Source organism: Pseudomonas sp. AF03-9 (assembly GCF_020515815.1).
Classification (GTDB): domain Bacteria; phylum Pseudomonadota; class Gammaproteobacteria; order Pseudomonadales; family Pseudomonadaceae; genus Aquipseudomonas.
Genome location: NZ_JAHPJF010000025.1, coordinates 1 through 25884, shown reverse-complemented (window position 1 = coordinate 25884; position 25884 = coordinate 1). Strand labels below are relative to the sequence as shown.

General features: G+C 61.8%; 18 protein-coding genes, 1 pseudogene and 1 riboswitch. Of the genes and pseudogenes, 5 read left to right on the top strand and 14 right to left on the bottom strand.

What is annotated here, in order from left to right; translation table 11 throughout:
* Positions 1-41: 41 nt before the first annotated feature.
* Positions 42-211, top strand: a riboswitch (FMN riboswitch).
* 88 nt (positions 212-299) lie between these two features.
* Together LIY36_RS24980 and LIY36_RS24975 are read left to right on the top strand one after the other, a co-directional pair.
* Positions 300-806, top strand: coding sequence for a 6,7-dimethyl-8-ribityllumazine synthase (locus tag LIY36_RS24980; RefSeq protein WP_056861672.1), 507 nt, complete (start codon positions 300-302; stop codon positions 804-806).
* A gap of 147 nt (positions 807-953) precedes the next feature.
* Positions 954-2432 (top strand): M91 family zinc metallopeptidase, encoded by a 1479-nt coding sequence (locus LIY36_RS24975; protein WP_226457541.1) that lies wholly within the window; start codon positions 954-956, stop codon positions 2430-2432.
* On the opposite strand, the gene astE is transcribed toward LIY36_RS24975, so the two are convergent.
* The 7 genes from astE to LIY36_RS24940 all read right to left on the bottom strand — a co-directional run bounded on the left by astE (position 2429) and on the right by LIY36_RS24940 (position 10300).
* On the bottom strand, positions 2429-3433 hold the full coding sequence (gene astE / locus LIY36_RS24970; protein WP_226457540.1) for a succinylglutamate desuccinylase: 1005 nt from the start codon (positions 3431-3433) through the stop codon (positions 2429-2431). The two genes, LIY36_RS24975 and astE, sit on opposite strands and share 4 nt — an antisense overlap.
* 11 nt (positions 3434-3444) lie before the next feature.
* Positions 3445-3735, bottom strand: coding sequence for a hypothetical protein (locus LIY36_RS24965; protein ID WP_003214319.1), 291 nt, complete (start codon positions 3733-3735; stop codon positions 3445-3447).
* A gap of 38 nt (positions 3736-3773) precedes the next feature.
* Positions 3774-5120, bottom strand: coding sequence for an N-succinylarginine dihydrolase (gene astB / locus LIY36_RS24960; RefSeq protein WP_226457539.1), 1347 nt, complete (start codon positions 5118-5120; stop codon positions 3774-3776).
* 150 nt (positions 5121-5270) lie between these two features.
* Positions 5271-6740: a succinylglutamate-semialdehyde dehydrogenase gene (astD, locus tag LIY36_RS24955; RefSeq protein WP_226457567.1), complete on the bottom strand. Its 1470-nt coding sequence runs from the start codon at positions 6738-6740 to the stop codon at positions 5271-5273.
* Entirely contained in the window at positions 6737-7762 is a 1026-nt protein-coding gene (gene astA / locus LIY36_RS24950) for an arginine N-succinyltransferase (protein WP_192300643.1), read from the bottom strand. Before astA ends, astD begins: the two co-directional genes overlap by 4 nt.
* 52 nt (positions 7763-7814) lie before the next feature.
* Complete coding sequence (gene aruF / locus LIY36_RS24945) at positions 7815-8834, bottom strand: arginine/ornithine succinyltransferase subunit alpha (protein ID WP_226457538.1); 1020 nt, start codon at positions 8832-8834, stop codon at positions 7815-7817.
* A 245-nt stretch (positions 8835-9079) separates the two neighbouring features.
* Positions 9080-10300: an aspartate aminotransferase family protein gene (locus tag LIY36_RS24940; RefSeq protein ID WP_226457537.1), complete on the bottom strand. Its 1221-nt coding sequence runs from the start codon at positions 10298-10300 to the stop codon at positions 9080-9082.
* Positions 10301-10588: 288 nt separating this feature from the next.
* Between LIY36_RS24940 and LIY36_RS24935 the strand changes: the two genes are divergently transcribed.
* Positions 10589-16495, top strand: a complete 5907-nt coding sequence (locus LIY36_RS24935) for a dermonecrotic toxin domain-containing protein (protein WP_226457536.1) — start codon at positions 10589-10591, stop codon at positions 16493-16495.
* 4 nt (positions 16496-16499) lie between these two features.
* On the opposite strand, the gene argR is transcribed toward LIY36_RS24935, so the two are convergent.
* The 7 genes from argR to acs form a co-directional block, all read right to left on the bottom strand.
* Positions 16500-17480, bottom strand: a complete 981-nt coding sequence (gene argR / locus LIY36_RS24930; protein WP_192300640.1) for a transcriptional regulator ArgR — start codon at positions 17478-17480, stop codon at positions 16500-16502.
* A 246-nt stretch (positions 17481-17726) separates the two neighbouring features.
* The gene (locus LIY36_RS24925; protein ID WP_090400457.1) at positions 17727-18491 is read right to left on the bottom strand and encodes an ABC transporter ATP-binding protein; all 765 of its coding nucleotides are present in this window, start codon (positions 18489-18491) and stop codon (positions 17727-17729) included.
* 27 nt (positions 18492-18518) lie between these two features.
* Positions 18519-19631 carry a M14 family metallopeptidase gene (locus LIY36_RS24920; protein WP_226457535.1) on the bottom strand — a complete coding sequence of 371 codons (1113 nt, stop codon included), beginning with the start codon at positions 19629-19631 and terminating at the stop codon, positions 18519-18521.
* 1 nt (position 19632) lies between these two features.
* Complete coding sequence (locus LIY36_RS24915) at positions 19633-20331, bottom strand: ABC transporter permease (protein WP_061449306.1); 699 nt, start codon at positions 20329-20331, stop codon at positions 19633-19635.
* A complete protein-coding gene (locus LIY36_RS24910) occupies positions 20328-21017 on the bottom strand; it encodes an ABC transporter permease (RefSeq protein WP_010208305.1) in 690 nt (229 codons plus the stop codon). The genes LIY36_RS24915 and LIY36_RS24910 overlap by 4 nt, the downstream gene beginning before the upstream one ends.
* A gap of 91 nt (positions 21018-21108) precedes the next feature.
* Positions 21109-21894 carry an ABC transporter substrate-binding protein gene (locus LIY36_RS24905; protein ID WP_226457534.1) on the bottom strand — a complete coding sequence of 262 codons (786 nt, stop codon included), beginning with the start codon at positions 21892-21894 and terminating at the stop codon, positions 21109-21111.
* 696 nt (positions 21895-22590) lie between these two features.
* Positions 22591-24546, bottom strand: a complete 1956-nt coding sequence (gene acs / locus LIY36_RS24900; RefSeq protein WP_192300637.1) for an acetate--CoA ligase — start codon at positions 24544-24546, stop codon at positions 22591-22593.
* Positions 24547-24943: 397 nt separating this feature from the next.
* Between acs and LIY36_RS24895 the strand changes: the two genes are divergently transcribed.
* Both LIY36_RS24895 and LIY36_RS24890 read left to right on the top strand, forming a co-directional pair.
* Entirely contained in the window at positions 24944-25213 is a 270-nt protein-coding gene (locus LIY36_RS24895; RefSeq protein WP_192300705.1) for a DUF2790 domain-containing protein, read from the top strand.
* Positions 25214-25698: 485 nt separating this feature from the next.
* Positions 25699-25884 (top strand): annotated as a pseudogene (locus LIY36_RS24890) (ribonucleotide-diphosphate reductase subunit beta); the annotation flags it as partial.

Sequence of the window (25884 nt, the reverse complement as noted above, 5' to 3'; positions counted from 1 at the left end):
AAAACCATGATAAAAACTCTCCGCCGCCAGGGTTCTGGCGGCAACGTTCTCAGGGCGGGGTGCAATTCCCCACCGGCGGTAATTACACGCAATGTGTATAGCCCGCGAGCGCTTGGCGCCTCGAACTGCTCACGCGGGACGGCGCCAAGGTCAGCAGACCCGGTGTGATCCCGGGGCCGACGGTCATAGTCCGGATGAAGAGAGAACGGGATTGGCACCTAAGGGCCGCTCGTCTTGCGTACCCTTAAATCCCATTCGATTCATAACGCCCTGTTTTTTTCTTAAACAGGAGTCAGAACATGCAACCCACCGCAATCGACAGCAAAAGCAAAAACCATCACGGCGAGCGCGTCGCGTTTATCCAGGCCTGCTGGCACAAGGATATTGTCGACCAATCGCGCAAAGGCTTCCTCGCCGAAATGATCGCCCAGGGCTACCAGGAATCGGACATCGATTTCTTCGAAGTCGGCGGCGCCTTTGAGATGCCCCTGCACGCCAAACTGCTGGCCAAGACCGGCCGCTACGCCGGTATCGTCGCCGCCGCGCTGGTGGTGGACGGTGGCATCTACCGCCACGAGTTCGTGGCCCAGTCGGTGGTCAGCGGCCTGATGCAGGTGCAGCTGGAAACCGAAGTGCCGGTGTTCTCGGTGTCGCTTACGCCGCATCACTTCCACGCCGGCAGCGAGCACCACACGTTCTTCTACGAGCACTTCGTGCACAAGGGTCAGGAAGCTGCGCGTACCTGCGCCGATACTCTGCACAAAGTGCGCGCGATCCGTCGCAGCGAGCAGAAACTGGCGGTCTGAAACGTTTTCCAGCCGAATACAAGACGCCCCGGCAAGTGCACTTGCCGGGGCGTCTTGTATTCGGCCCTGTATATCTACCTCCTCGATACTGCGTACTCGCGGTTAAGTAAGGTCCACCCCCTTACTCAACACCGGAGAAAACGCAGCATGCTTCCAGACCGAAATACCGATGGCGCCTATGTCATCGACGCAAACACACTGACCCAAAACCCTCGCCAAGAACCCACCAACGAACGCCCAGGCGGCCCCGGGTTCGTCGAGGTACATGAACTGATCGCAGATGAAAACGTGCGCATCGAGCGCAAACTGTTCAGGGATGAAGGCGTCGACCAGCTGTGTATCACCACCTTCGACAGGAATGACACGATCAACCTCTTCGCCGCCGCACCCGCTGTCGACGGCTTACTGACGCTGACCGCACAGGTCAACCAGCCACGCTACGAGATCACCCTCGACTCGCGCAGCCAAACCCTGGTCCTCGACACTCAGGGCGGCGACGACCGGATCCACATTGACGATAACGTGTCAGTGCCGGTGTTTGTCTTCAGCGGCGAAGGCAACGACCGCATCCTCAGTGCGGCAAGAACCGCCAGCCTGTATACCGGCCCCGGTGATGACTTCATCTGGGCCCTCAACGGGCGCTGCCATATCGAGGCCGGCGCAGGTGATGACGACGTGCACGGTTACCAGGACATCCATATGACGGTATACGGCGGGCCCGGCAACGACACCATCAGCGGCGGCACCGGTTCAACCTACATTGATGGCGGCGACGGCGATGACCACATCGTGGGCGGCCAGGGGCACAACATCCTCAATGGTGCCAGAGGCAACGACCGGATCGAGGCCGGGCCTGGCAGCAACGTCATCTACACCGGCGAAGGCCAGGATGATGTCACCCGGCTCAAAGCCAATGACATCACTTACTACAGCTGGAAAAGCAGCCTGACGATAGATCACTCCCTGTTGCTCCACCCCGAGCACCTCGACCAGTTCCCACCCGGCGAGCTGGCTGCCCATACTGTCCATATCGAACCCAAGGAGCTGGCTCATTGCGGCGTAGCCATACAAGGCAGCGCGCAATTCGTCGAGCGGGTCAACGACGACCTGCGGATGCTGCTCGGCTCACCCACCGGCCAACGGCTGATGGCCGAGCTCGAAGGCGCGGCACTGGCGAGCGGGCGTCCCGTCACGATCCATGAGTTTTACCCCAAGCCTAATGGCCAGTTCATTCCAGACCCCGCAAGCGCTGCGTTGCCATTCATCGAGAATGACCAGCCCGGGCGGCCGTCCTACGGTGGAAGGATCTGGTACAACACCACCGACGTGCAGCCCGGCACGCCCAGTATCATCAATCTGTTCCACGAGCTATGCCACGCCTACAACCACGTCACGGGCACCCTGTTGCATGGCACCAGCCTGGACGGTATTGACGGCACCAAGCCTCGATTTCCCGTGAACAACCCTGAGTTGCAAGCCGTTGGTCTGCCAACAGCTGCACAGCCGTTCGACTTTGATCGAGACCCAAGCACCCCACCCACCACGACCAACCCCCCAGCGTTTACCGAGAACGGGCTACGCATGGAACTTGGGCTCCCGCCGCGCAGGCAATACCTGAATGACTAAACCAGGTCTTGCGCGGTAGTCGGCACGATCAGGATCCCCGCGCGCAAGCCGTTTTTCACTTTCGGGTTGGGAAAGATGATGCGCGCGCCCTCCTCCTCGATCACCCAGCGGGTCTTGGCGACGTCTTCGGCGAGCAGGTAGCCCTTGTCCAACGGCGAGAAGTTTTCCACGTCCGCCGGCAAGTGCAGCAGGAATGCATCGCTGTGCTTGATGACTTCGCGCGACACGGCAAACAGTTGCAGGCCATCCAGGCTGTCGTCGGCAGGCTCGGTGCCTTCGATGATCTGCTTGAGGCGCGCCTCCAGGCGCGACACGTCCACCCCCTGGTTCTGCCCGAACGGCCGCGCCTTGCCCAACTCCAGGGTGAAGGCTTCGGCGTCGAGCTGCTCGTAGGTAAAGGCGGTGAAGGTGATCGAAGTCTTGTTCTGCAACAGCACAGCTTCCATGCCGGCGGCGCGCAGACGCGCCAGCTCTCGGCGCGAATGCTGGCGCCCGGCCTTCCACGGGTACAGCGCAAACTGCTCGATCTTCGAGCCACGAATCGCGGTATGCAGGTCGTAATGCAGGCGCGCACGGCCCGGCTGGCTGAAGAAGCTGCGGGCCAATTGCTCCAGCTCGGCGGCGCGCATGGCCTCCGGGCCGATGTTTTGTTCGTGCCGGCCGTTGAACAGCCGGTTGACGTCCAATTCCAGATAACGCTCACCGCGGCGCATGGCCTCGGGGTTGCCGAACAGGAACAGAATACGGTTGCGGGGTTTGATCTCCCCACGGGCGATGCCATGCAACAGGCGGTCGAGCAGTTCGATCGGCGCAGTTTCGTTGCCATGGATCCCGGACGACAGCAGCAGGTCGCTGCCGTTGTCCTGGGCCTGCGGTGGGCGCACTTCAAGCGCGCCCTCGCTGAGCCAGCGCATCTGCACGCCGCCGACAGTCAGTTGAATTTTTTGCGCCGGTTCGCGACCGGCGAGGGTCAGTTCAAGCAGTTTGCCGAGGGCGAGCATAGAGCGCTTCCTTAGTGGTTGCAGCCTGGGCCGTGGACGTGATCGTCGTCATCACCTTCGACGTCGGCCGGTTCCATTTCCAGTTGCAGGCTCATCAGGTTGGTGGCCAATGGGCGCATCAGCAGGTTGGCGTACTCGGCGTCGCCTTCTTCCACGTCCACGCCGATCAGCAGTTGGCCGCGGCCGTCGTGCTGGATCCAGATTTCCTTGCCCTGCCACACCACGGCGACGCGGGTGCAGGAAGTTTCCAGCTGGGTGCCGTCGGTGTCTTCAAGAATCAGTTTCAGGGTGTCGGTGGTCATAAATAGTTCTCAGCCAAAGGTCGTAATAGAAGGTGGCGTTAATTGATCTGGAAAGGATAAACGCTGCCCAGTTTAAGGATTTGCGTCAGTTCATCCAGTGCCGTCCGGCATTCAAGCAGCAATTGCGGGTCAGCCAGGTCGGTTTCGCGCAGGCTGTCGCGGTAGTGCTTGCCGACCCATTGGGTCAGGGTGTCGTACAACGGCGCGGTCATGATAACCCCTGGGTTCACCGCTGCCAGCTCGGTTTCGTTCAACGCCACGCGCAAACGCAGGCACGCCGGGCCACCGCCGTTCTGCATGCTTTGCTTGAGGTCGAACACCTTCACTTCGCGGATCAGCCCACCGGAGGCGGTCAGGCCTTGCAGGTAATTCCACACACGTTCGTTGACGCGGCATTCTTCCGGCACGATCAGCAGCATCGAGCCGTCAGGGCGAGTCAGCAGCTGGCTGTTGAACAGGTAGGAGCGCACCGCGTCCTCGACACTGACCAGGGCGCGCGGCACGCACACTGACTGGAAGTTGCCGCCCAGCTTGCCCAACTTGCCGTGCAATTCAGCGAGCATCTGTTCGGTATTGAGGAACGCGTCCTCGTGATAGAACAGCACTTCGCCGTTGCCCACCGCGATCACGTCGTTGTGGAACACACCGGCATCGATCACCGCCGGGTTCTGCTGGGCGTAGACCACGCCTGCATCCTTCAGACCGTGCAGGCGCGCAACGGCCTGGGATGCTTCCAGTGTCTGGCGCGCCGGATACTTCTGCGGCGCCGGAAAACGGCTGTCAAACGCACTGCGACCGAACACAAAGAACTCGACGCCGGCCTCGCCATATTCACGGCAGAAACGCGTGTGGTTGGCGGCGCCTTCGTCGCCGAACTGCGCTACCGCCGGCAACGCGGCGTGGTGGGCGAAGTGCTTCTGATCGGCAAACATCGCCCCCAGCACGCGGCTGGTGGTCGGGTGCTCGATGCTGCGGTGGTATTTGCAGTTGAGGTTGGCGGCGGTGAAATGCACGCGGCCATCCGCGGTGTCGGCACTCGGGCTGACCGTGGCGGCGTTGGCCACCCACATGCTCGATGCCGAGCAGCTTGCCACCAACAGAGGCATCGCATCCTTGGCGGCTTGCTGGATGACCTGTGCGTCGCTGCCGCTGAAGCCTAAGTTGCGCAAAGCTGCCACATCAGGACGCTCCTGGGGCGCCAGCACGCCTTGCACAAAGCCCATGTCCATCAGGGCCTTCATTTTCTGCAAGCCCTGCAACGCCGCTTCCTTGGGGTTGGAATGCTGTTGGCTGTTGCTCTGGGACGCGACGTTGCCGAAGGACAAACCGCCGTAGTTATGGGTCGGCCCCACTAGACCGTCAAAATTGACTTCATAGGATTTCATCGGCGAGGCTCCACGAACATCTGTTTTTATAGGCAATCTTCAACACAACTGAGATCAAATGTGGGAGCGGGCTTGCTCGCGAACGCGGTGAGTCAGGCACCTGATGCATCAACTGACAGACTGCTTTCGCGAGCAAGCCCGCTCCCTCATTTAGATCAGTGTTATCCCAGGAGTCAGGGTTGCTGGGACAACCAATGATGGAGTTTCCAGCGACGCCACCGGATATGCACAATAATCCGCCGCGTAATACGCACTGGCGCGATGGTTGCCCGACGCCCCTACCCCACCGAACGGCGCGGTACTCGCCGCGCCGGTCAGTTGTTTGTTCCAGTTGACGATCCCGGCGCGGCTTTCCAGCCAGAACTGCTGGTAACGCGCTTCGGAGTCCGACAACAAACCCGCGGCCAGGCCGTACCGGGTGTTGTTGGCCTCGGCAATCGCCGCCGCGAAATCAGCGTAGCGAATCACCTGCAACAGCGGGCCGAACAGTTCTTCGTCTTCGCGCTCGGTCACACCGGTCACGTCGATGATGCCGGGCGTCAACAGCGCGGCCTGAGCCTGCGGCTGGGTCATTTCCAGCAACGCCACGGCGCCGTTGGCCAGCATCAGTTCCTGGGCCTCCATCAACGCCTTGGCCGCTGCCAGGGAAATCACCGAGCCCATGAACGGCGCGGGTTGCTGGTCGAATGCCCCCACTTCAATCGTCGAACTCACAGCGACCAGCCGCGCCAGCAGCGCATCGCCCCACGCGCCTTGCGGCACCAGCAGGCGCCGGGCACAGGTGCAGCGCTGGCCAGCCGAGATAAACGCCGACTGGATAATGGTGTAGACCGCCGCATCCACGTCGGCCACTTCGTCGACCACCAGCGGGTTGTTGCCGCCCATTTCCAGCGCCAGGATCTTGTCCGGGCGCCCGGAGAATTGCTGGTGCAGATGATTGCCGGTGCGGCTGGAGCCGGTGAAGAACAACCCGTCGATCCCCGGGTTGGCCGCCAAGGCGATCCCGGTTTCCCGCGCGCCTTGCAGCAGGTTCAACACGCCCGCCGGCAACCCGGCTTCGATCCAGCACTGCACGGTCAGCTCGGCGACCTTGGGGGTCAGCTCGCTGGGTTTGAACAGTACGGTATTGCCCGCCAGCAACGCCGGGACGATATGCCCGTTAGGCAAGTGGCCGGGGAAGTTATACGGGCCAAACACCGCCACCACACCGTGGGGTTTGTGGCGCAACACCGCAGTGGCGTCGCCCAGGGGGCCGCTCTTCTCGCCGGTGCGCTCGCGGTAGCTTTGCACCGAGATCGCGATCTTGTTGGCCATGCTGGTGACTTCGGTGGCCGACTCCCACAGCGGCTTGCCAGTTTCCTCACCGATGCAACGGGCGATTTCATCAGCGCGTTTCTTCAGGGTAGCCGCGAAGGCTTCCAGTACACCGATGCGCTCTTCCAGCGGGCGCCGGGCCCAGGCCGGGAACGCCTGGCGCGCAGCCTGCACGGCAGACTCGACCTGCTCGGCAGTGGCGCCGTTGCCGGCCCACAGCACCTGCTGGGTCACGGGGTTGCGCGATTCAAACAGTTCACCCTGGCCAGCCAGCCAGCTACCTGCGATATACAGCGAATTCATTATTTCGACTCCCGAGCAGCAGACAACGGTACGGCACGCACTTGATCACCCACCACCAGCTGCAGGCGCTTGGCGGTCTGCGGATCGACCACCAGCGTACCGGCCGCCAGACGGGCCGGAGCGGCGGTGATGCGGCACTCCTCGCGCTTGCGGTTATGGATCAGGAACGGCGTGGCATCCTCCCCCGGCGTGCCAATCGCCAGCACCAGGGCCTGGCTGTCGCGCACCGCACGGATCTTGCTGGTCTCGCACTCCACCGCCGGGCCTGCGTCGAAGATGTCGACGTAGCCTTGGTAGCTGAAACCTTCACTCTTGAGCATGCTCAGCGCCGGTTCGGTGTCCGGGTGGACCTTGCCGATCACGTTGCGCGCATCCTCGGAAAGGAAGCAGCTGTACAGCGGAAATTTCGGCATCAGTTCGGCGATAAAGGCTTTGTTGCCGACCCCGGTGAGGTAATCGGCCTGGCTGAATTCCATCTTGAAGAAGTGTCGCCCCAGGCTTTCCCAGAACGGCGAACGCCCGGCGTCATTGGACACCCCGCGCATCTCGGCGATGATCTTGTTGCCGAACAGTTGCGGGAACTCGGCGATAAACAGCATGCGCGCCTTGGCCAGCATGCGACCGTTGAGGCCGGTGCGGTAATCGGCGTGCAGGAACAACGAGCACAGCTCGGAATTGCCGGTGAGGTCGTTGGCCAGGAACAGCGTCGGGATCTCACGGTAGATATTCAGCTCCTGGGAGGCGCTGACCGTCAGGCCGACCCGGAAGTTGTACCAGGGCTCACGCAGGCCGACGGCGCCAGCAATGGCGGAAATACCCACCACGCGGCCTTCGTCGTTTTCCAGCACGAACAGGTAGTCGGCATCGCCGCGCCCGGCGTCGCCGCGAAAGGTTTTTTCAGCCCAGCCCACGCGGTGGGTCAGGCGCTCTTCGTTGGCCGGCAAGGTGGTGAGGCCGGTGCCGGTGCTGCGCGCCAGATCAATCAGGGCCGGTAAGTCGCTGCTGCGTACGGGACGAACGATCATGCTATCTCCTCAGACGGGCCGCTCTGTTCGAGCCACCCGCGAAACTCTGCTTTTAAACCGCGACCAGGCGCACGCTCGCGCCTTCGCCGACGCCCAACGCTTCGGCCGCTGCCAGGTCCAGGGTGACTGGCTTGCCCGGTGCGTAGTCCAGTTCCAGCATCACCGCGCGGTAATCCTGCAACTGCGCATTGCTCACCAGGTACTGGCGACCGACCCCCTTGACCATCTCGCCGATCTTCACCGGCACCACGCGGCTCTGGGCAATCGAACGAATGCCCGAAACCCGCGCGTGCAACGTCGGGCCACCGTCGAAGATGTCGATGTAATGGTCGGTCTCGAAGCCTTCGCGCATCAGGATGTCGAAGGTGATCTGCGCACGCGGGTGCACCTGGCCCATGGCTTCCTGGGCTTCGTCCGGCAACAGCGGCACATAGATCGGGTAATGGGGCATCAGCTCGGCGAGAAAGGTGCGGCTTTTCAGCCCGCACAAGCGCTCGGCGGCGGCGTAGTTGAGGTCGAAGAAGTTGCGACCGATGGCGTCCCAGAACGGCGAGTCACCGTTCTCGTCGCTGTAGCCGACGATTTCGGTCACCACCGAGTCGGCAAAGCGCTCGGGGTGGCTGGCGACGAACAGCAGGCGGCCACGGGAATTGAGTTCCGACCACGGCGAACCGACCAGCTCGGGCACCACGTAGAAACTGGTGAGCAGGCTGTTGCCGGTGAGGTCGTGGCATTGGGAAAGCACGTGGATCTTGTTGTGGATCTTCAGCTCGCGGGAGGCGTGCACAAAGGTCTCGTTACGAAAACTGTAGAAAGGTTCCGAGTAACCGGCCGAGGCGACGATGGCTGAGCAACCGGCGAGCCTGCCGGTCTCGGTGTCTTCGAGCACGAAGAAATAGCTTTCTTCACCGTTGAAACTGACCTCGGCCGCGAACGACGCTTCACTGGCGGCGATCTTGTCGCTGAGGCGCTCGACGTCATCCGGAAGGGAGGTGACACCAATCGGGCTGTCCGCAGCCAGACGCTGTACCTCGCCCAGATCAGCCATTTGCGCGGGGCGCATCACCAGCATGGTGTCACTCCTTAACTCGAAAAACTTGCAGGAAAAAATGCCGGACACAGTCTTGAAACCCGTGAGGTCAAGTGTGGGAGCGGGCTTGCTCGCGAAAGCGGTGTGTCATTCAACATTTGAGGTGACTGAACCACTGCATTCGCGAGCAAGCCCGCTCCCACATTTGACCTTCACAGCTCCAACCAAGGAGTCCGGCATACAAAATTTGTGTTCGGTGCCCGCATCGCCGGTCACCGAACCGTGTATCAGCCTTGCGTCAACGTCTTCACAGCACGCTCAAAACGGTCCAGACCTTCCTTGATGTCCGCCTCTTCCACCACCAGGCTTGGGGCAAAACGCACCACGTCCGGGCCGGCTTGCAGGATCATCAGGTTTTCTTTCTCGGCCGCGTTGAACACGTCCTTGGCCTTGCCCTTGAACGCGTCGCTCAACACGCAGCCGAGCAGCAGGCCCATGCCGCGCACTTCGGTGAAGATGCCGTATTGCTTGCCGATCTGCTCCAGGCGCGCCTTGAACAGGTCGTGCTTGGCGTTCACGCCAGCCAGCACTTGCGGGGTGTTGATCACGTCGATCACCGCCTCGCCCACCGCACATGCCAGCGGGTTGCCGCCGTAGGTGGTGCCGTGGGTGCCCACGACCAGGTGTTTGGCCAGCGCTTCGGTGGTGAGCATCGCCGCGATCGGGAAACCACCGCCCAGGCTCTTGGCGCTGGTCAGGATGTCCGGGGTCACGCCGTAGTGCTGGTAGGCGAACAGCTTGCCGGTGCGGCCCATGCCGGTTTGCACTTCGTCGAACACCAACAGAGCGTCGTGCGCGTCGCACAGCTCACGGGCACCTTGCAGGTAGGCCAGTTCGGCCGGCAGCACGCCGCCTTCGCCCTGGATCGGCTCCAGCACCACGGCGCAGGTCTTGTCCGAAACGGCGGCTTTCAGCGAGGCCAGGTCGTTGTAGGGAACGTGGGTGATGCCGGTGATTTTTGGACCGAAACCATCGGAGTACTTGGACTGGCCACCGACGTTGACAGTGAACAGGGTGCGGCCGTGGAAGCTGTTCAGCGCGGCGATGATCTCGTACTTCTCAGTGCCGAAACGGTCGAACGCGACGCGACGGGCCAGCTTGAACGCGGCCTCGTTGGCTTCGGCGCCGGAGTTGCAGAAGAACACACGCTCGGCAAAGGTGGCGTCGATCAGCTTGTGGGCCAGGCGCAGCGCCGGCTCGTTGGTGAAGACGTTGGAGACGTGCCACAGCTTGTTGGCCTGCTCGGTCAGTGCACCGACCAGCGCCGGATGGGCATGACCCAATACGTTGACCGCGATACCGCCGGCAAAGTCGATCAGCTCGCGACCCGCCTGGTCCCATACACGGGAACCTTCGCCACGCACGGGGATGAATGCGGCAGGTGCGTAATTGGGCACCATGACCTGGTCGAAATCGGCACGTTGCACCGGGGCTTGCTCAACGGACATCGGAGTCTCCTGAAGAGGAACGCCTGCCTGGAACTGGCGGGCGATGCAGGGATTGTAAGGACAGTTTTCAGTGCAGCCTTGTCGCCAAGCGACAACTTCTTATAGCGCCAACCCGCGTTTTCAGCGGGTTTACGCCAATGCGACAAATAGCGTCGCAAAGGCGCAGTTTAAACTGCCCGGCGGTTTTACGGCAGGACCAATACACGCCCCGCCCCCTAACTATCTAAGCTCCTGGGCCGCAGTGCCGCTGATCTACTAGCCGTTTTCATGACCCAAGAGATCAAGCTCATGACGACCGCTTCCCCTCCTGCCACCCTGGCCCAGAGTACCCGCCACCCGGACAGCCATTACGCACCGCTGCTCGGTGCGTTCCCACAGTGGCTCGGGCAAGCCAGCACCCGCACCCGCAGCGACCTGAAAAACGCCCAACCGCAACACGCCGTGGCGCTGGCGAACGCGCCCACGCCATTAAAAACCGCGCTCAGCCAACACACTGCCGAGCTCTGGACCGCCCGCAACAACCTTGACCAGGCCCTCGCACACGTACAGGGCGCCAGGGCCTTCGCCAAGCCGATCCTCGAAGACGCTCTGCTCACTCGCTTCAGCCTGAACCTGGATGCCGAAGCGATCTTCGTGCGCCTTTACATTCCCCAGCACGTGCCCTGGTTTCCCTCGTTGACCTCAGGCGGGGCGCGGGCCTGGACCGTGTCACTGCTGGACGCGGCCCTGCATAACTTCGACGCCCAGGAAATGCGCCCGCAGGCATACGAGGCGGGCTCGACCTTTATCACCCGGCCCTCCGACGACGGACAGTTCGACACCTTGCCCGCGATCAAACAGGCCCTGTCGATTGCCGCCTTCACCAGGCTGTGCCGCGAACTGGATATCGGCGCCCGCTATGCCACCTACCTGCGCGAGGCGCTGGGCATGACAGAGCCCGTCGCCCGCGCCGTGCTGCAGCACAAAGTCAACATCCACCAAAAGGCCGCCCTGCGCGCAGCCCTGCAAGTGGCGCGGGTACAGGGCGACATCCAGGCCGATTACGCCAGGGCGATTGAAGACCTGATCGCCGGGCGCACTGGCGTGACGATCGGCGGCCGTCCCATAGTGTGCCATGCCCTGAGCATGATGGACGCCCCACTCACCGGCATCCTGCTGTTCGCCCCCGACCCGGAGCACGCCCGCACGGTACAGCGCGTGGTGGCCTATGTGCCGGACGACCCGCAGCACCCCATCAAGGAATATGCATCGTCGCGCGCCTTCCAGCAGACCCTGGCCGAGCAGCTGCGTGACGAGCAGTACCAGGGTTTTTTCAGCCGTTTCGTGGCCCACGCGCAACGCGGGGTGTTTTTTGCCGACCTCAAACAGCGGTTGGCACGGATCACCTGGCACCCTCCCAAGCCGGGCGATGGCCAGGCGCCGTGGCGCGAGGAGCCCATCGCTGCGCCCACGCTGCAAGTGGCTGCCACAGCGATTTCAGGCGACGTCTGGCAACACCTGTATCAGCAGACGCTAAACAAGCTGCTCAATGACGCCCGCACCTTGGCCGTGCCCACCGCCGATGCCGATCGAAATGCACGCTGGGCGTTGTGGGACTCGTTTGTCAGCGTCGCCTCATCGGTGCTCAACGCCGTGCTGCTGGTGGTGGCGCCCTTCATCCCGGGCCTGGGTGAACTGATGCTGGGCTACATGGCCTATCAACTGCTGGATGAGGTTTTTGAAGGCATCGTCGATTGGGCGCAAGGCCTGGACAAGCAGGCGTTCGGCCACCTGATGAATATCCTCGAATCCTTGGTGCAGGCGGGTATTTTTGTCGCCGGCAGCACCTTGGGCGTGACCGAACTGCGCAAGCTGCTGCCACAGAACGTGTTGACGTTCATCGACCGTTTCAAGCCCGTCACCCTCGCCAATGGCAAGACCCGCTACTGGAAACCCGACCTCAAGCCCTACCAACAGGCCATAAACGTGCCGCCGCGCCTGGGGCATGACGGGCTGGGGCTGCTGAAGGTGCGTGACGAGGCCATCCTGCCCCTGGCAGGCCAGCACTATGCCGTGGAGCAGACGCCCGGTACCGGGCGCTATGTGATCAAACACCCCAGCCGCCCCGACGCCTACCGCCCGACCCTCACCCATAACGGCGCCGGCGCCTGGCACAGCGAGCTGGAGCAGCCGATGCAATGGGACTCCTCGACCTTGCTGCAGCGCCTGGGTCACCGCGCGCATGACCTCAGCGACGCCGACCGTGCGCTGGCCCTGCAACTGAGCGGCGTGGATGAAGCCGCCCTGCGCAGGATGCACGTCAGGGGCGACCCGCTTCCCCCATTGCTCAGCGACACCTTGAGCCGGATGCGCATCAACCGCGCCATTGAGCAACTGATCGAGCAACTGCGCAGTGACGACCCGGCGGTGTACCACGCGATCGATCCACAGGATCAGTTGCAACTGCTGACCAGCTACGGCTATTGGCCAACCTCCAAAGCCCTGCATTTTCTGGATGCCGAAGGTAACGTGGCGTGGCGCTTCGGTGAAAGCGACCGGCCCGTGGTGCAGATCCACGAAGCGCAGTTGAAGAACGGCAACTTGCTCAAGATCGTGCTGGAGGCCCTGAGCCCGCAAGAGATCCGCGCATCGTTCGGCGAACGGGCCAGCGATCCGCAATTGAGCCTGGATACCCGCGCGAAAAACCTGCGCCGCGTGCTGGCCGACATTGCCGAACGGCAACGCGCGCAACTGTTCGACTCGCGCTACACGCTCCCGCAACCCGCCCCGTCTGCCGCTGCCCAGCGCCTGATCGACACCGCACCTGGGTTGCCGGTGAATGTCGCCGAGCACCTGCTGGAGCACGCCACCGGCAGCGAGCTGCACACGCTGGACCAGCAACGCACGCCGCCGCGCCTGGCGCAACTGGCCATGACCGCCATGCGGGAGGTTCGCCTCAATCGCGCCTATGAAGGCCAGCACCTGGATGCAACAGCGGGTATCGACAGCGATCGCCTGGCGCTCAACTCGCTGAAACTGATGCCGCGCTGGTCGCCTCGGGTGCGCCTGGTGGCCCGCTATCAATCGCCGCACGGGCCGGTCTGGAACAGCGTCGGCCCCGCCGATGCCACCATCGTGCGCACCCTGGTACGTACCGACGATGGCCGCTATGTGCCCTATGACGACCGGGGTGCGCTGTTTGGCGAAACCGACCTGTACAGCGCCATCCTTAAAGCCTTGCCCGATGCGCAACGCGACACGCTGGGCATCCAGGTCACCGACGGCCCGGAACTCAAACGCCGCTTGCGCCAACGGCCGCTGCCCCGGGATGAGTTGCGCGTAGTACTCAGCAATGGCGCGCCCAAAGCGCCGTCACTCGAAACCCTGCGCCTGCTGGGTAACAACGGCGGCTATCCCGCTCAACCGCCCGCCTCCGACCAACCCCTGACGCTGCAACAACGGGCCGAGCTGCTGTACCCACGGCTCGACCGCGACCGCATCCCCGCGCTGCTCGAGCAGTGGGAACGCCAACCCGGCGGTGCGGCCAACCAGTTGGCGGCCCTGGCTGAGGAACATCGCCAACTGCAGCAAGAGCTGGCGGCCTGGCAAACCGCGCCCCCTACCCACCACCCTGAAACCGGCGAGCCGCTCACCCCCCGCCAACGCCGTTATGAACGGCGCAACCGGCAACTGATGGCCCGGCAACTCGAACAGGCCTGGCTGCGTGAAACCGATGTCGACCAGTACTTCGACGACCCCGCACGCAACGGCCATACCCTGCGTCTGGACATACCGATCATGGGCGAGCTGCCCAACCTGAGCGCCCATTTCGACCACGTGTCGCTGCTGTCCCTGATCGGCACGCGCACGACCCGTGGCGCCCAGGCGTTTTTGAGTCGCTTCCAGCGCGTGCGTCACCTGGAAGTGCGCCACACGCCCCTGGGCAGATTACCGGCGCAAGTACACACCTGGCCGAACCTCAACACCCTCAGCCTGAGCGACTGCAACATAGTGCTCACAGCTGCCAACCAGGTTGAGCTCGCCTCGATGAGCCGCCTGCAAACCCTCGCGCTGGATCACAACCCGCTGGGCCTGGTGCCGGATGTGCAAGCCCTGCACAACCTGATAGCCCTGGACCTGACCCGCACCGGCATCGATCGCGTGCCCGCGGGCCTACTCAACCGGCCTGAGCTGGAGGCGGCCATCCTGAGCGACAACCGCATCAGCGAGCTGCCTGAAGCGATCTACAATCAGCCTGCCACCTCCAGCTACCGATTGGACCTCTCGAACAACCCCCTTTCCGGCTCGACCCTGCAACGGGTCAAGGCTTACTTCCAGGTCCACCGCACCTGCTGGGAGGCCGACGCCCACCCCACCGATATCCGCGATGCGCAGCGGCTGTACCCGACACTGGACCGCCCGGCAATCAACCGCTTGATTTTTACCCTGCCGGGCAATATCGAACAGGGGCGGATCGAACTGGCACGCTTGGCCGGTGAACTGGACAGGCTGCAACAACAGCTCAGCACCTGGCGCCAGGCACCCGGGCAACCGGCCCTGGAACAGGCCCGGCGCAGTGCCTTGAGCCAGCGCCTGGAAGACAGCTGGAGGCGGATCACGACTCAGGAGACACGCATGCTCCAGTCCCTGGTCATCGATCAACCCCTGGTCGGCGAGCTGCCGACGCTCAGCGCGCGCTTCGACCATGTGCGTTCTCTGGTGATTCACGGTAATGGCCGCGCACTGGAGCCCGCGGCGTTTCTCGACAGTTTCCCTGCGCTGGACATCGAAAACGCCCCACTCAGGCAGATCCCCGCCGCGATCCTTTCACGGCCCAACCTGACGTTTCTCGGCCTGCCCCGGTGCAACATCACACTGTCAGCGCCCGCCGCAACCGCCCTGCAAGGCATGCAACACCTGGAATACCTGGACCTGAGCCACAACCCCCTGGGCCGTACGCCAGACTTTCATCAACTACCGAGGCTGTCCAACGTATTGCTGGCCAACACCGGCCTGCGCGCAGTGCCCGCCAGCCTGGTCAACGGCGTGCCGCGCAGCACGGTGAACTTGAGCAATAACGCCATCGAGACGCTGCCCGAAGAACTGTTCAACTTGTCGGCGCAGGTCAGCCGCGCCTATGACCTGTCCGGCAACCCGCTATCGCCCGCGGCGCTCGAACAGGTCAAACGCTACAGCCAGGCCTGGCGAGAAAACTTCAATGCCCAGGCCCCCGAGGCCGATCGGGAGCGCCTGTTGCGCCTGTACCCGACCTTTACCGAGGCCGAAGCCGACCGCTTCATTTTCAGGCTCCCCGGCACCATGGACGCCGTGTCCCCCACCCTCGGCCGCCTGGAAGCCGAATACGCCCAACTGACGACAGACCTGCAACAGTGGATGCTGGATGTACCGCAACGCCACCCCATACTGGATACGCCGCTGGACGAAGCGGAACGGGCGCGTGAGCAACTGCTGCGCAATGATTTCAAGACCCTGCTGCAACAGGCGTGGCGCCGCGAAGGAGCCGAAGACGAAGAGAGCCTGAATGATGAACTCACCCATGCGCTGGTGTTGGACACTCCCATCCTCGGTGACCTGCCGCAACTGAGCGCACGCTTCGACCATGTGTCCTGGTTCCAATACACCGGCGACGGCACGACCACCGGGCTCGACGGCACCTTGGGCTGTTTCCCGAACCTGCAATCGCTGGTCGTGACCCAGTGTCATCTGCCAGCGTTGCCGCAATCGCTGTTCAGCCTGCGCAAACTGACAAGCCTGGGACTGTCCCACTGCCAACTCAGGCTCAGCGCTTCCGACAGCGCGGCCATCGGCGACTTGGCGGACATCGAGTTTCTGGACTTGAGCGAGAACCCGCTGACACTGGCACCCGATGTCAGCCGGTTGAGCCAGTTGACTTCACTGCACCTGCGCAACACCCGGATCCGCGAGTTGCCTCGCGGCGTGTTTCAACTCAGCGCGCTGGACACACTGGACGTGAGCCAGAACCAGATCAGCCACATCCCCCCCGACCTGCTGGAGATGATCCCCACGTTCCTGGAGGACTGCGACCTGAGTGACAACCCTTGGTCGGCGCAAAGTATTGGCAGGCTGCGCAGCTACTACCAGCGCACCGGCATAGATTTCCGGGTGCCCGAGGCGAGCGTGGATGAGCAGGGCAACCCGTTGTCGCCACCGACGCCCCAGACAGAGGAGGAATAAGCATCTAGCCGCGTTCGGCGGGCACCGACGACAGCTCGAACGGGCTGCTGCTGCGCCGCTGGTTGCGGTCTTCACGCGGGGTGGCGCCGAAGAAATTGCGGTAGGCGCTGGAGAAGTGCGGCCCCGAGGAGAAGCCGCACGACAGGCCAATCTGGATGATCGACTTGCTGGTTTGCATGAGCATCTGGCGCGCCTTGTTCAGGCGCAGTTCCAGGTAATACTGGCTGGGAACGCGGTTGAGGTATTGCTTGAAGATGCGCTCGAGTTGTCGTCGCGACACGCACACGTGCTGGGCGATTTCGTCGGTGGTCAGCGGCTCTTCGATATTCGCTTCCATCAACAGCACGGCCTGGGTCAGCTTCGGGTGGCTGGAACCCAGGCGGTTCTGCAACGGAATGCGCTGGCGTTCACCGCCTTCGCGGATGCGCTCCACCACCAGTTCTTCGGAGACCGCACCGGCCAGTTCGGCCCCGTGATCGCGGGCCAGCACCGCCAGCAGCAGGTCGAGTACCGACATGCCACCGCAGGCGGTGAGACGGTCGCGGTCCCAGTCGAACAGGTGGCTGGTGGCGATGACCTTGGGGAAACGCTCGGCGAAATCGTCCTGCCAGCGCCAGTGCACGGCGGCACGGTAGCCGTCGAGCAGGCCGAGCTGGGCCAGCGGGTAGACACCGGCCGACAAGCCACCGATCACGCATCCGGCGCGCACCAGTTGCTTGAGCGCGCTGCTCAGTTGCGAGGCGATGGCGGTGGGCGGCTCGTCCGCCAGCAGGAACAGTTTCTGGAAACCTTCCAGCTTGCCGCCCCACGGCTCGCCCGGCAGTTGCCAGGCGCCATCGGAGGCCGGCTCGGCGAGCAGGAACGACAGTTCGTAGACCACGTCCGGATGCACCCGCTGAGCAACGCGCAAGGCCTCCTCAGCCAGCGCAAGCGTGAGTGCTTTTGTGCTGGGCCAAATCAGGAAACCAATGCGATGGGCGGTCATGTAGGGCTATCCGAAGCGAGTAACAGTAATGAAGACAGGGGCTAATGCTAGCCGGTAAACCAACACAAATCTTAAAAACGGTGAAGAACCAATGTGGGAGCGGGCTTGCTCGCGAAAGCGGTGTTTCAGTTGATACAGGTATATCTGATGTACCGCTTTCGCGAGCAAGCCCGCTCCCACAGGGGATTTGAGCTAGCCTCAAGATTTCCGATCATGCACTACTTCAGTGCACAAAAGCAGCCTTGATTATTTCAAGCTACCGGACAAGAACTGCTGCAAACGCTCGGACTGCGGGTTCACCAGTACTTCACGCGGGTTGCCACGTTCTTCGACGATACCTTTGTGCAAAAACACCAACTGGTTCGACACTTCACGGGCAAAGCCCATTTCGTGCGTCACCACCACCATGGTGCGGCCTTCCTGGGCCAGGTCCTGCATCACCTTGAGCACTTCACCGACCAGTTCCGGGTCGAGGGCCGAAGTGGGTTCGTCGAACAACATCACCTCAGGTTCCATCGCCAGGGCACGGGCAATCGCCACACGTTGCTGCTCGCCGCCGGACATGTGGCCGGGGAACGCATCCTTGCGATGGCCCACGCCGACCTTGGCCAGGTAATGCTCGGCCTTTTCACGGGCGTCTTTCTTCGACATGCCGAGCACGTGCACCGGCGCTTCCATGACATTTTCCAACGCGGTCATGTGCGACCACAGGTTGAAATGCTGGAACACCATCGACAGGCGCGAACGCATGCGCTGCAGCTGTTTCGGATCGGCGGCCTTGAGGGCGCCGTCCTTGTTGGCCACCAGTTTCAGCTCTTCGTTATTGAGCAGGATCTTGCCGGCGTGGGGTTGCTCCAGCAGGTTGATGCAGCGCAAAAAGGTACTTTTGCCCGAACCGCTGGAACCGATGATGCTGATCACGTCACCGGCCGCGGCGGCCAGGGACACGCCTTTGAGCACTTCATGACTGCCATAGCGTTTATGCAGGTCTTGGACTTCAAGTTTGTACATGCGGTCGGTTCTCACAAAAACAGTGGGTCAGTCATTCAGCAAATTGCCATGGCGCAGGGCTTCGCGCCCCGCGACCTTGGCCAGCCAAAAACCTGCTTGGGCATAACGCAGCCGCTCAACGGCAAACAGCACCCCGGACGTGCCGGCGCAAACAATGCTGACCTGGTCGGACAAGGGATCAATCACTTCAAAAATCTCATCACCGGCCTCGACCCATTCACCCGGCTTGCGCAGGAAGCTGATCACGCCGGGATGGGGCGCGAACAGCATCTCGGTGCCTTCGAACGGCATGCCTTCACAGGCATCGAATTGTGCCGCCGGCCATTGGCCCTTGATCAGGCCTTGCTCGGCGAGGAACGCCAGAATGCCTTCGGCGTGGAAAATCGCCTCGTCGCGCCCGGTGTCGGATTGGCCACCCAACTCCAGCGTAGTCGCCAGGCACGCCAACGGGATCTGCGCGTCTGGAAACGCCTTGGACAAACGCAACCAGGGCGTCGAGCAGGCTTCATCGAACGAACTGCCACCGGAGTCTTCCGCCAACAGGCCGACCTTCACATTCAGGTGCGCGGCCAGCGAACGCCACTGCGGCCAATGCTGGGGCAACGCATACAGGTGCAACGCGGCTTCGCAGTCGCAATGCAGGTCGAGCACCACGTCAGCGTCGCAGGCGTGGCGCAACAGCACCCGCTGCATGCCTTGCAGCTGGCTCGCCGGCTCAGGCAAGGCGTCGAGAGTGTCAATCATGGCCTGTCGGATCAGGCGCACGTTGGCGTGAGGATCGTCCCCCAGCTTGCCTTCCAGCAGCGCGGCAACCGGCTCGTCCAACGCGACGAAATCGCGGTTGAAGTTCTTGCCGCTGCCGACCTCGAAACGCCCCTGGTGTGCGCCTTGCAGCAGCTGGCCGAGGCCCATCGGGTTGGCCACCGGGACCAGCTCGATGACGCCGTTGAGGGCGCCCTGCTCTTCCAGCTCGGTGAGACGCTTTTTCAGTTCCCAGGCGGTGCGCATGCCGGGCAATTCATCGGCGTGCAGGCTGGCCTGGATATAGGCCTTGCGCTCGCCGCTGCCGAAGCGGAACACGCTCAGTTGGCGCTCGCAGCCCAAATGCCCCCAGGGCAACAGGTGATCGATACGTTCCATATCAGTGCTTCCTTGGAGCCAGGTAGCTCAGCCAACGGCGCTCGGCCAACTTGAACAGGCGCACCAGGATGAAGGTCAGGCACAGGTAGAACACGCCGGCGGTGATGTAGGCTTCGAACGGCAGGTAGAACTGCGCATTCACCGTGCGCGCGGCACCGGTGATGTCGATCAGGGTGACGATCGAGGCCAGGCTGGTGGTCTGCAACATCATGATTACTTCGTTGCTGTACTGCGGTAGTGCGCGGCGCAGGGCCGACGGCAGCAGGATGCGGCGATACAGCTTGTAGCGCGACATGCCCATGGCCTTGGCCGCTTCGATCTCGCCATTGGGCGTGGCCTTGAGGCTACCGGCAATGATCTCGGCGGTGTAGGCGCTGGTGTTGATCGCAAACGCCAGGCACGCACAGAACGTGGCGCTGGACAGCAGCGGCCACAGGAAGCTCTCGCGCACCACTTCGAACTGGGCCAGGCCGTAGTAGATCAGGAACAGCTGCACCAGCATCGGCGTACCGCGGATCACATAGGTGTAGAGCCAGGCCGCACCGTTGACCACCGGCTGCTTGGACACACGCATCAAGCCCAGGGGCAAGGCGGCGAGCAGGCCGAAGAACAACGAGATGGCGAGCAGTTTCAGGGTGGTCAGCAGGCCGCCAAGGTACAGCGGCATGGCCTCCCAGATGACGTTGTAGTCGAAGATCATAGATCAGCCGCCCTTACGCCTACCGAGTAGCGCTTCTCAAGATGACGCAGGGCCAGCAACGACACGCTGGTGATCACCAGGTACATCGCCGCCACTGCGAGGAAGAAGGTAAAAGGCTCGCGGGTGGCGTCTGCTGCCTGCTTGGCCTTGAACATCATGTCTTGCAAACCCACCACCGAGATCAGCGCGGTGGCCTTGGTGAGGACCAGCCAGTTGTTGGTGAAGCCAGGGATCGCCAGCCGGATCATCTGCGGCACCATCACCCGGAAAAACACCTGGAAACTGCTCATGCCATACGCCAGGCCGGCCTCGGCCTGGCCCTTGGGAATAGCCATGAAGGCGCCGCGGAAGGTTTCCGACAGGTAGGCGCCAAAGATGAAACCCAGGGTGCCGATGCCGGCGGCCAAGGGGTTCAAGTCGATATAGTCGTCGTAGCCGAGCATCGGCGCGACGCGGTTGAGCAGGTCCTGGCCGCCGTAGAAAATCAGCAGGATCAGCACCAGGTCAGGGATCCCGCGGATCACCGTGGAGTACAAGTCACCCAGCCAGGCCAACCAGCGCACCGGCGACAGGCGTAACGCGACCCCGATCAGACCCAGAACAATGGCCAAGGCCATGGACGACAAGGCGAGCTGAAGCGTCAACCATGCGCCATCGAGGATGACGGCCCCGTAGCCTTTCAACATGATTCAGGTCCTCGAAAAGGGGGATGAAAAAATGGCGCAAACCTCAGGAATTCTGTTGCTTGCGCCATTTCGGACTGACAGCTGCGAGTATTTACTGGGCTTCTGGGCCGTAAATATCGAAGTTGAAGTACTTTTTCTCGATTTCTTTGTATTTGCCGTTGGCACGGATCGCGGTGATGGCAGCGTTGATGCGGTCCAGGTTTTCCTTGTCGCCTTTGCGGACCGCGATGCCGATACCGTCGCCGAAGTATTTGGCGTCGGTGAAGGATGGGCCGGTGAAGGCGTAGCCTTTGCCAGCGTCGGTCTTCAGGAAACCGTCTTCCAGCAGGGTGGCGTCGGCCACGGTACCGTCAAGACGACCGGCAGCCACGTCCAGGTAGATTTCGTTCTGGGTGCTGTAAGGAACGATGGTGGCGCCTTTGGGAGCCAGCACTTCCTTGGCGAAACGGTCGTGGATCGAACCGCGCTGCACGCCGATCTTCTTGTCTTTGAGCTCAGCCAGGCTGTCGCTGACCGCTACGCCGTCCTTCATCACCAGGCGCGCCGGGCTCAGGTAGTAGCGTTTGGTGAAGTCCACGGACTTCTTGCGATCTTCGGTGATGGACATGGACGACAGGATCGCGTCGATCTTGCGTACTTTGAGCGCCGGGATCAGGCCGTCGAACTCTTGCTCGACCCAGGTGCACTTGACCTTCATCTCTTCGCACAGGGCGTTGCCGATGTCGTAGTCAAAACCCACGATGCTGCCATCCGGCGCCTTCGAGGCAAACGGAGGGTAGGCCGCTTCGATACCAATTTTCAGAGGCTTCTCATCAGCGAAAGCCTGCATGGACAGCACGGACAGCGCCAGGGCGCCCAACAGCACGAGTTTCTTCATCTTGGGACTCCATCGGTATAGGGCAAAACAGCAGTATGAGCCATGGCCCACGATGCGACATAAGGGAAACCGAATTGCGGTGCTGCGTCCTACACCAGTTACACACCGGAGACGACGAGCGAGTGATCGGCATTCTAACGACAGGCCGGAAGCCGATATTTCCTCAATGCGACAACAATTTACAGAAGCACCGAGAAAGCGGTTCCAGCACATTGACAGCCTCTGAATTTTATGCAGAGACAAAAGACATTAAACCTATTGATACTGCAAATTGCGGGCCTATTATTCGCAAACCCTTCTGGCACGGCAAGTCTGGCGTTTAATCTTATTGAGATGGGTGTCTGCAATGGGGCTTTTCGGTGCGCAGGCGTAGCGCTTTGCCTCATGTTTGGGCGCAGGGTTACACATTTAGGGCCGCCGGTAACATTCAGAAACGTCCTACGAGAGAAACCGATATTTATTGGCTTGATGGTTATGCAGGCTCGTCATACCACCACCGCCCTCGCTATGAAATGCAATCCAAATGTGGGAGCGGGCTTGCTCGCGAATGCAGAGTGTCAGTCGCTGGAGATGTTGAATGACCCACCGCATTCGCGAGCAAGCCCGCTCCCACCGGGGATCTCCACAGTTTGCAAGGTCCCACAAAAAAGCCCCATCCGGCTTACACCGAATAGGGCTCTGTACCACCAACCCGCCTTACGCGACGTTCATGGTCTTGTGCGTTTCAATCAAATGCGCCACCACGCCTGGGTCCGCCAGGGTGGAAATATCCCCCAGCCCGTCGTACTCGGCCGTGGCAATCTTGCGCAGAATGCGGCGCATGATTTTCCCCGAACGCGTCTTCGGCAAGCCCGGCGCCCACTGGATCACGTCCGGCGAAGCAATCGGCCCGATCTCTTTACGCACCCAGTTCTTCAATTCCAGGCGCAGCGCTTCGTTCGGCTCTTCGCCATTCTTGAGGGTGACATACACATAGATGCCCTGGCCCTTGATGTCATGCGGCACACCGACCACCGCCGCTTCGGCGACTTTCGGGTGGGCCACCATGGCACTTTCGATCTCGGCGGTGCCCATGCGGTGGCCAGACACGTTCAACACGTCATCCACGCGCCCGGTGATCCACCAGTAGCCGTCTTCATCGCGACGCGCGCCGTCGCCGGTGAAGTACATGCCACGGAAGGTCTTGAAGTAGGTGTCGACGAACCGGTCATGGTCGCCGTACAGCGTCCGCGCCTGGCCTGGCCACGAATCGAGGATCACCAGGTTGCCTTCGGCAGCGCCTTCGATGATGTTGCCCAGGTTGTCCACCAACGCCGGCACCACGCCAAAGAACGGCCGCGCCGCTGAACCCGGCTTGAGCGCATGGGCGCCCGGCAGCGGGCTCATCAACGTCGCGCCGGTTTCGGTTTGCCACCAGGTGTCGACGATCGGGCAACGGGATTGTCCGACGTTCTTGTAGTACCAGTCCCACGCTTCAGGGTTAATCGGCTCACCCACCGACCCCAGCAGACGCAGGCTGCTGCCATCCACGCCCTCGCAAGCAGCAGTGCCGGACGCCATCATCGCGCGGATAGCGGTCGGCGCGGTGTAGAGGATATTGACCTTGTGCTTGTCGACGATCTTGCCGACGCGGGTGATGTCCGGGTAGTTGGGCACGCCTTCGAACAGCAGCGTGGTCGCGCCATTGGCCAGCGGGCCGTAGACGATATAGGTGTGGCCGGTAACCCAACCGACGTCGGCGGTGCACCAGTAGATTTCACCCGGGCGGTAGTCGAACACGCGCTCGTGGGTCAGGGCCGCGTAGAGCAGATAGCCGCCGGTGGTGTGCTGCACGCCCTTGGGCTTGCCGGTGGAGCCGGAGGTATAAAGGATGAAGAGGGCCTCTTCGGCGCCCATCTCTTTGGGTGCGCAGACGGTGCCGGCCACTTTCATCAGGTCTTCGTACCAGATGTCGCGATGCTGGTTCCACTTGATGTTGCCACTGGTGCGCTTGCACACGATGACTTTCTGGATGCTGCTGGTTTCCGGGTTGGTCAGGGCGTCGTCGACGTTGGCCTTCAACGGAATCTTCTTACCGGCGCGGATACCTTCGTCGGCGGTGATCACCACCTTCGACTTACAGTCGATGATGCGACCGGCCAAGGCTTCCGGCGAGAAACCGCCAAACACCACGGAGTGGATCGCACCGATACGGGCACACGCCAGCATGGCGACCACGGCTTCGGGGATCATCGGCATATAGATAGTCACCACGTCGCCGCGATGCACATCCTGGCCGCGCAGGGCGTTGGCGAACTTGCAGACTTCTTCATGCAGCTCGCGATAGGTGATGGTGCGGCTTTCGGAAGGATCGTCGCCCTCCCAGATGATCGCAGCCTGGTCGCCACGCTCGGCGAGGTGACGGTCCAGGCAGTTGTAGGAAACGTTCAGGGTGCCATCGGCAAACCACTTGATGTCGACATGGTGATCGTCGAACGAGGTCTGCTTCACCGCGGTGAAAGGCTTGACCCAGTCAAGGCGCTTGGCTTGCTCACGCCAGAAACCATCGGGGTTGACCACCGACTGCTGGTACATGGCCTTGTAGGTCGCCTCGTCGGTCAGCGTGTTGGCTGCTACTTCGGGGCGAACGGGGTACAGGGAAGCCGCACTCATCTTTCTTACCTCGGTGACAATAGTTGTTTTTGTATGCCCTGTTTTAGCCGGGGCTGCCCCATAGAACCATTCGACGATGGTAGTAACAAGCCCCTACATTTTGCCCTGCTATGTGCTTTGGCGGCTCTGGCCCGCGGCCCGTGGCGTTTTGCGCCTTGATGAAAAAAGCTTTACCCGTGGATTGTTACAAAAACCGCCAATAGTGTTTATCAAAAGCACGGGTATATGAATATAACCCGCGAGCCTAGAATCACTTCCGCCAACAGAGGCACTGTGATTAACAACGCAACAGCCCCCACGAAGGCAACGTTAATCCGAACCAAACAACCCTAAGTTACACACGTGGCCTCACAAAGGCCCCGTGACCCACTTCGACCTCAATAAGGTAAACACAGAAATGAAAGCTCTAGTAGTTATGGCCCTCAGCAGCTTGTGCGCCACCGCCGCCCTGGCCGACGAAGCCCCGACTGACGTAGCTGACCGCAATGCCCCGATTGTCGAGGACTACACTTACAGCACCCATCTGGACGTTGCCAAAGTACTGTCCATGAGCGCGATTCCAGAAGTCTGCGAAGTTGTACCGGTGAAGATGGAATATGAAGATTCACAAGGTCAGCGCCATATTCTTAATTACCATGTAATGGGCAATGGCTGCTCTAACGGATAACAACTTCGTTAGTGCAAGTTGAACCTGATCGTACTCGCCGCAAGAAATCGTTCTTGCGGCCAAAAAACCTCCCCCTCCTCCCCGCGCTGCGCCCCCTCGAAAAAAAACCTGCCGCTCGTCCCTCCAGCCAACCCCAGCAAACCCGTGCCTTGGCTTGAAAAGCAGGCTTTTTGTCTGCGATCCGTGACCATCCGCCACAACACAAAGCCGATTTTTTCCCTATAATGCGCGGGTAAATCGGGCCTGCAATATCCCTTTACACTGGGATGAAGAGCCAGACCTGAGGCCCCGCTGGAGCAAACACCTGCGCTCCGCCCCTCAAGCCTCGAGCAGACCACCCGTAACCCTGATTCCGTTTAATGCCTGCGCGAGCTGTTGCAACAAACGATTCCTTAAGATCCACCGCGGCCTCTGGGCCGTGTGAACACCCAACCATCCGGTTTCACACGGGCACCTTTGAGCCCTCACGCAGGAGACGACACGTCATGCTGAGCTGGGACGAATTCGACAAAGAAGAAGAAGGCGAAGTAGCCACCAAAGGTGCCAACGCCGGCCACGCCACCGAAGCCAACATGGACCGCCTCGACGGTGCCGGCGCTGCCGCTGCCGTGGAAGCCCGCGCCGTCACCGCCAACGACTCCGCTGCCATCGTGCGCGCCAAAGCTGCGCTG

What these genes read in the sequence shown, in the direction of transcription:
- LIY36_RS24980 (WP_056861672.1), top strand. Translation starts at nt 300, where the DNA reads ATGCAACCCACCGCAATCGACAGCAAAAGCAAAAACCATCACGGCGAG.
- LIY36_RS24975 (WP_226457541.1), top strand. Translation starts at nt 954, where the DNA reads ATGCTTCCAGACCGAAATACCGATGGCGCCTATGTCATCGACGCAAAC.
- astE (WP_226457540.1), bottom strand. Translation starts at nt 3,433, where the DNA reads ATGCTCGCCCTCGGCAAACTGCTTGAACTGACCCTCGCCGGTCGCGAA.
- LIY36_RS24965 (WP_003214319.1), bottom strand. Translation starts at nt 3,735, where the DNA reads ATGACCACCGACACCCTGAAACTGATTCTTGAAGACACCGACGGCACC.
- astB (WP_226457539.1), bottom strand. Translation starts at nt 5,120, where the DNA reads ATGAAATCCTATGAAGTCAATTTTGACGGTCTAGTGGGGCCGACCCAT.
- astA (WP_192300643.1), bottom strand. Translation starts at nt 7,762, where the DNA reads ATGATCGTTCGTCCCGTACGCAGCAGCGACTTACCGGCCCTGATTGAT.
- aruF (WP_226457538.1), bottom strand. Translation starts at nt 8,834, where the DNA reads ATGCTGGTGATGCGCCCCGCGCAAATGGCTGATCTGGGCGAGGTACAG.
- LIY36_RS24940 (WP_226457537.1), bottom strand. Translation starts at nt 10,300, where the DNA reads ATGTCCGTTGAGCAAGCCCCGGTGCAACGTGCCGATTTCGACCAGGTC.
- LIY36_RS24935 (WP_226457536.1), top strand. Translation starts at nt 10,589, where the DNA reads ATGACGACCGCTTCCCCTCCTGCCACCCTGGCCCAGAGTACCCGCCAC.
- argR (WP_192300640.1), bottom strand. Translation starts at nt 17,480, where the DNA reads ATGACCGCCCATCGCATTGGTTTCCTGATTTGGCCCAGCACAAAAGCA.
- LIY36_RS24925 (WP_090400457.1), bottom strand. Translation starts at nt 18,491, where the DNA reads ATGTACAAACTTGAAGTCCAAGACCTGCATAAACGCTATGGCAGTCAT.
- LIY36_RS24920 (WP_226457535.1), bottom strand. Translation starts at nt 19,631, where the DNA reads ATGGAACGTATCGATCACCTGTTGCCCTGGGGGCATTTGGGCTGCGAG.
- LIY36_RS24915 (WP_061449306.1), bottom strand. Translation starts at nt 20,331, where the DNA reads ATGATCTTCGACTACAACGTCATCTGGGAGGCCATGCCGCTGTACCTT.
- LIY36_RS24910 (WP_010208305.1), bottom strand. Translation starts at nt 21,017, where the DNA reads ATGTTGAAAGGCTACGGGGCCGTCATCCTCGATGGCGCATGGTTGACG.
- LIY36_RS24905 (WP_226457534.1), bottom strand. Translation starts at nt 21,894, where the DNA reads ATGAAGAAACTCGTGCTGTTGGGCGCCCTGGCGCTGTCCGTGCTGTCC.
- acs (WP_192300637.1), bottom strand. Translation starts at nt 24,546, where the DNA reads ATGAGTGCGGCTTCCCTGTACCCCGTTCGCCCCGAAGTAGCAGCCAAC.
- LIY36_RS24895 (WP_192300705.1), top strand. Translation starts at nt 24,944, where the DNA reads ATGAAAGCTCTAGTAGTTATGGCCCTCAGCAGCTTGTGCGCCACCGCC.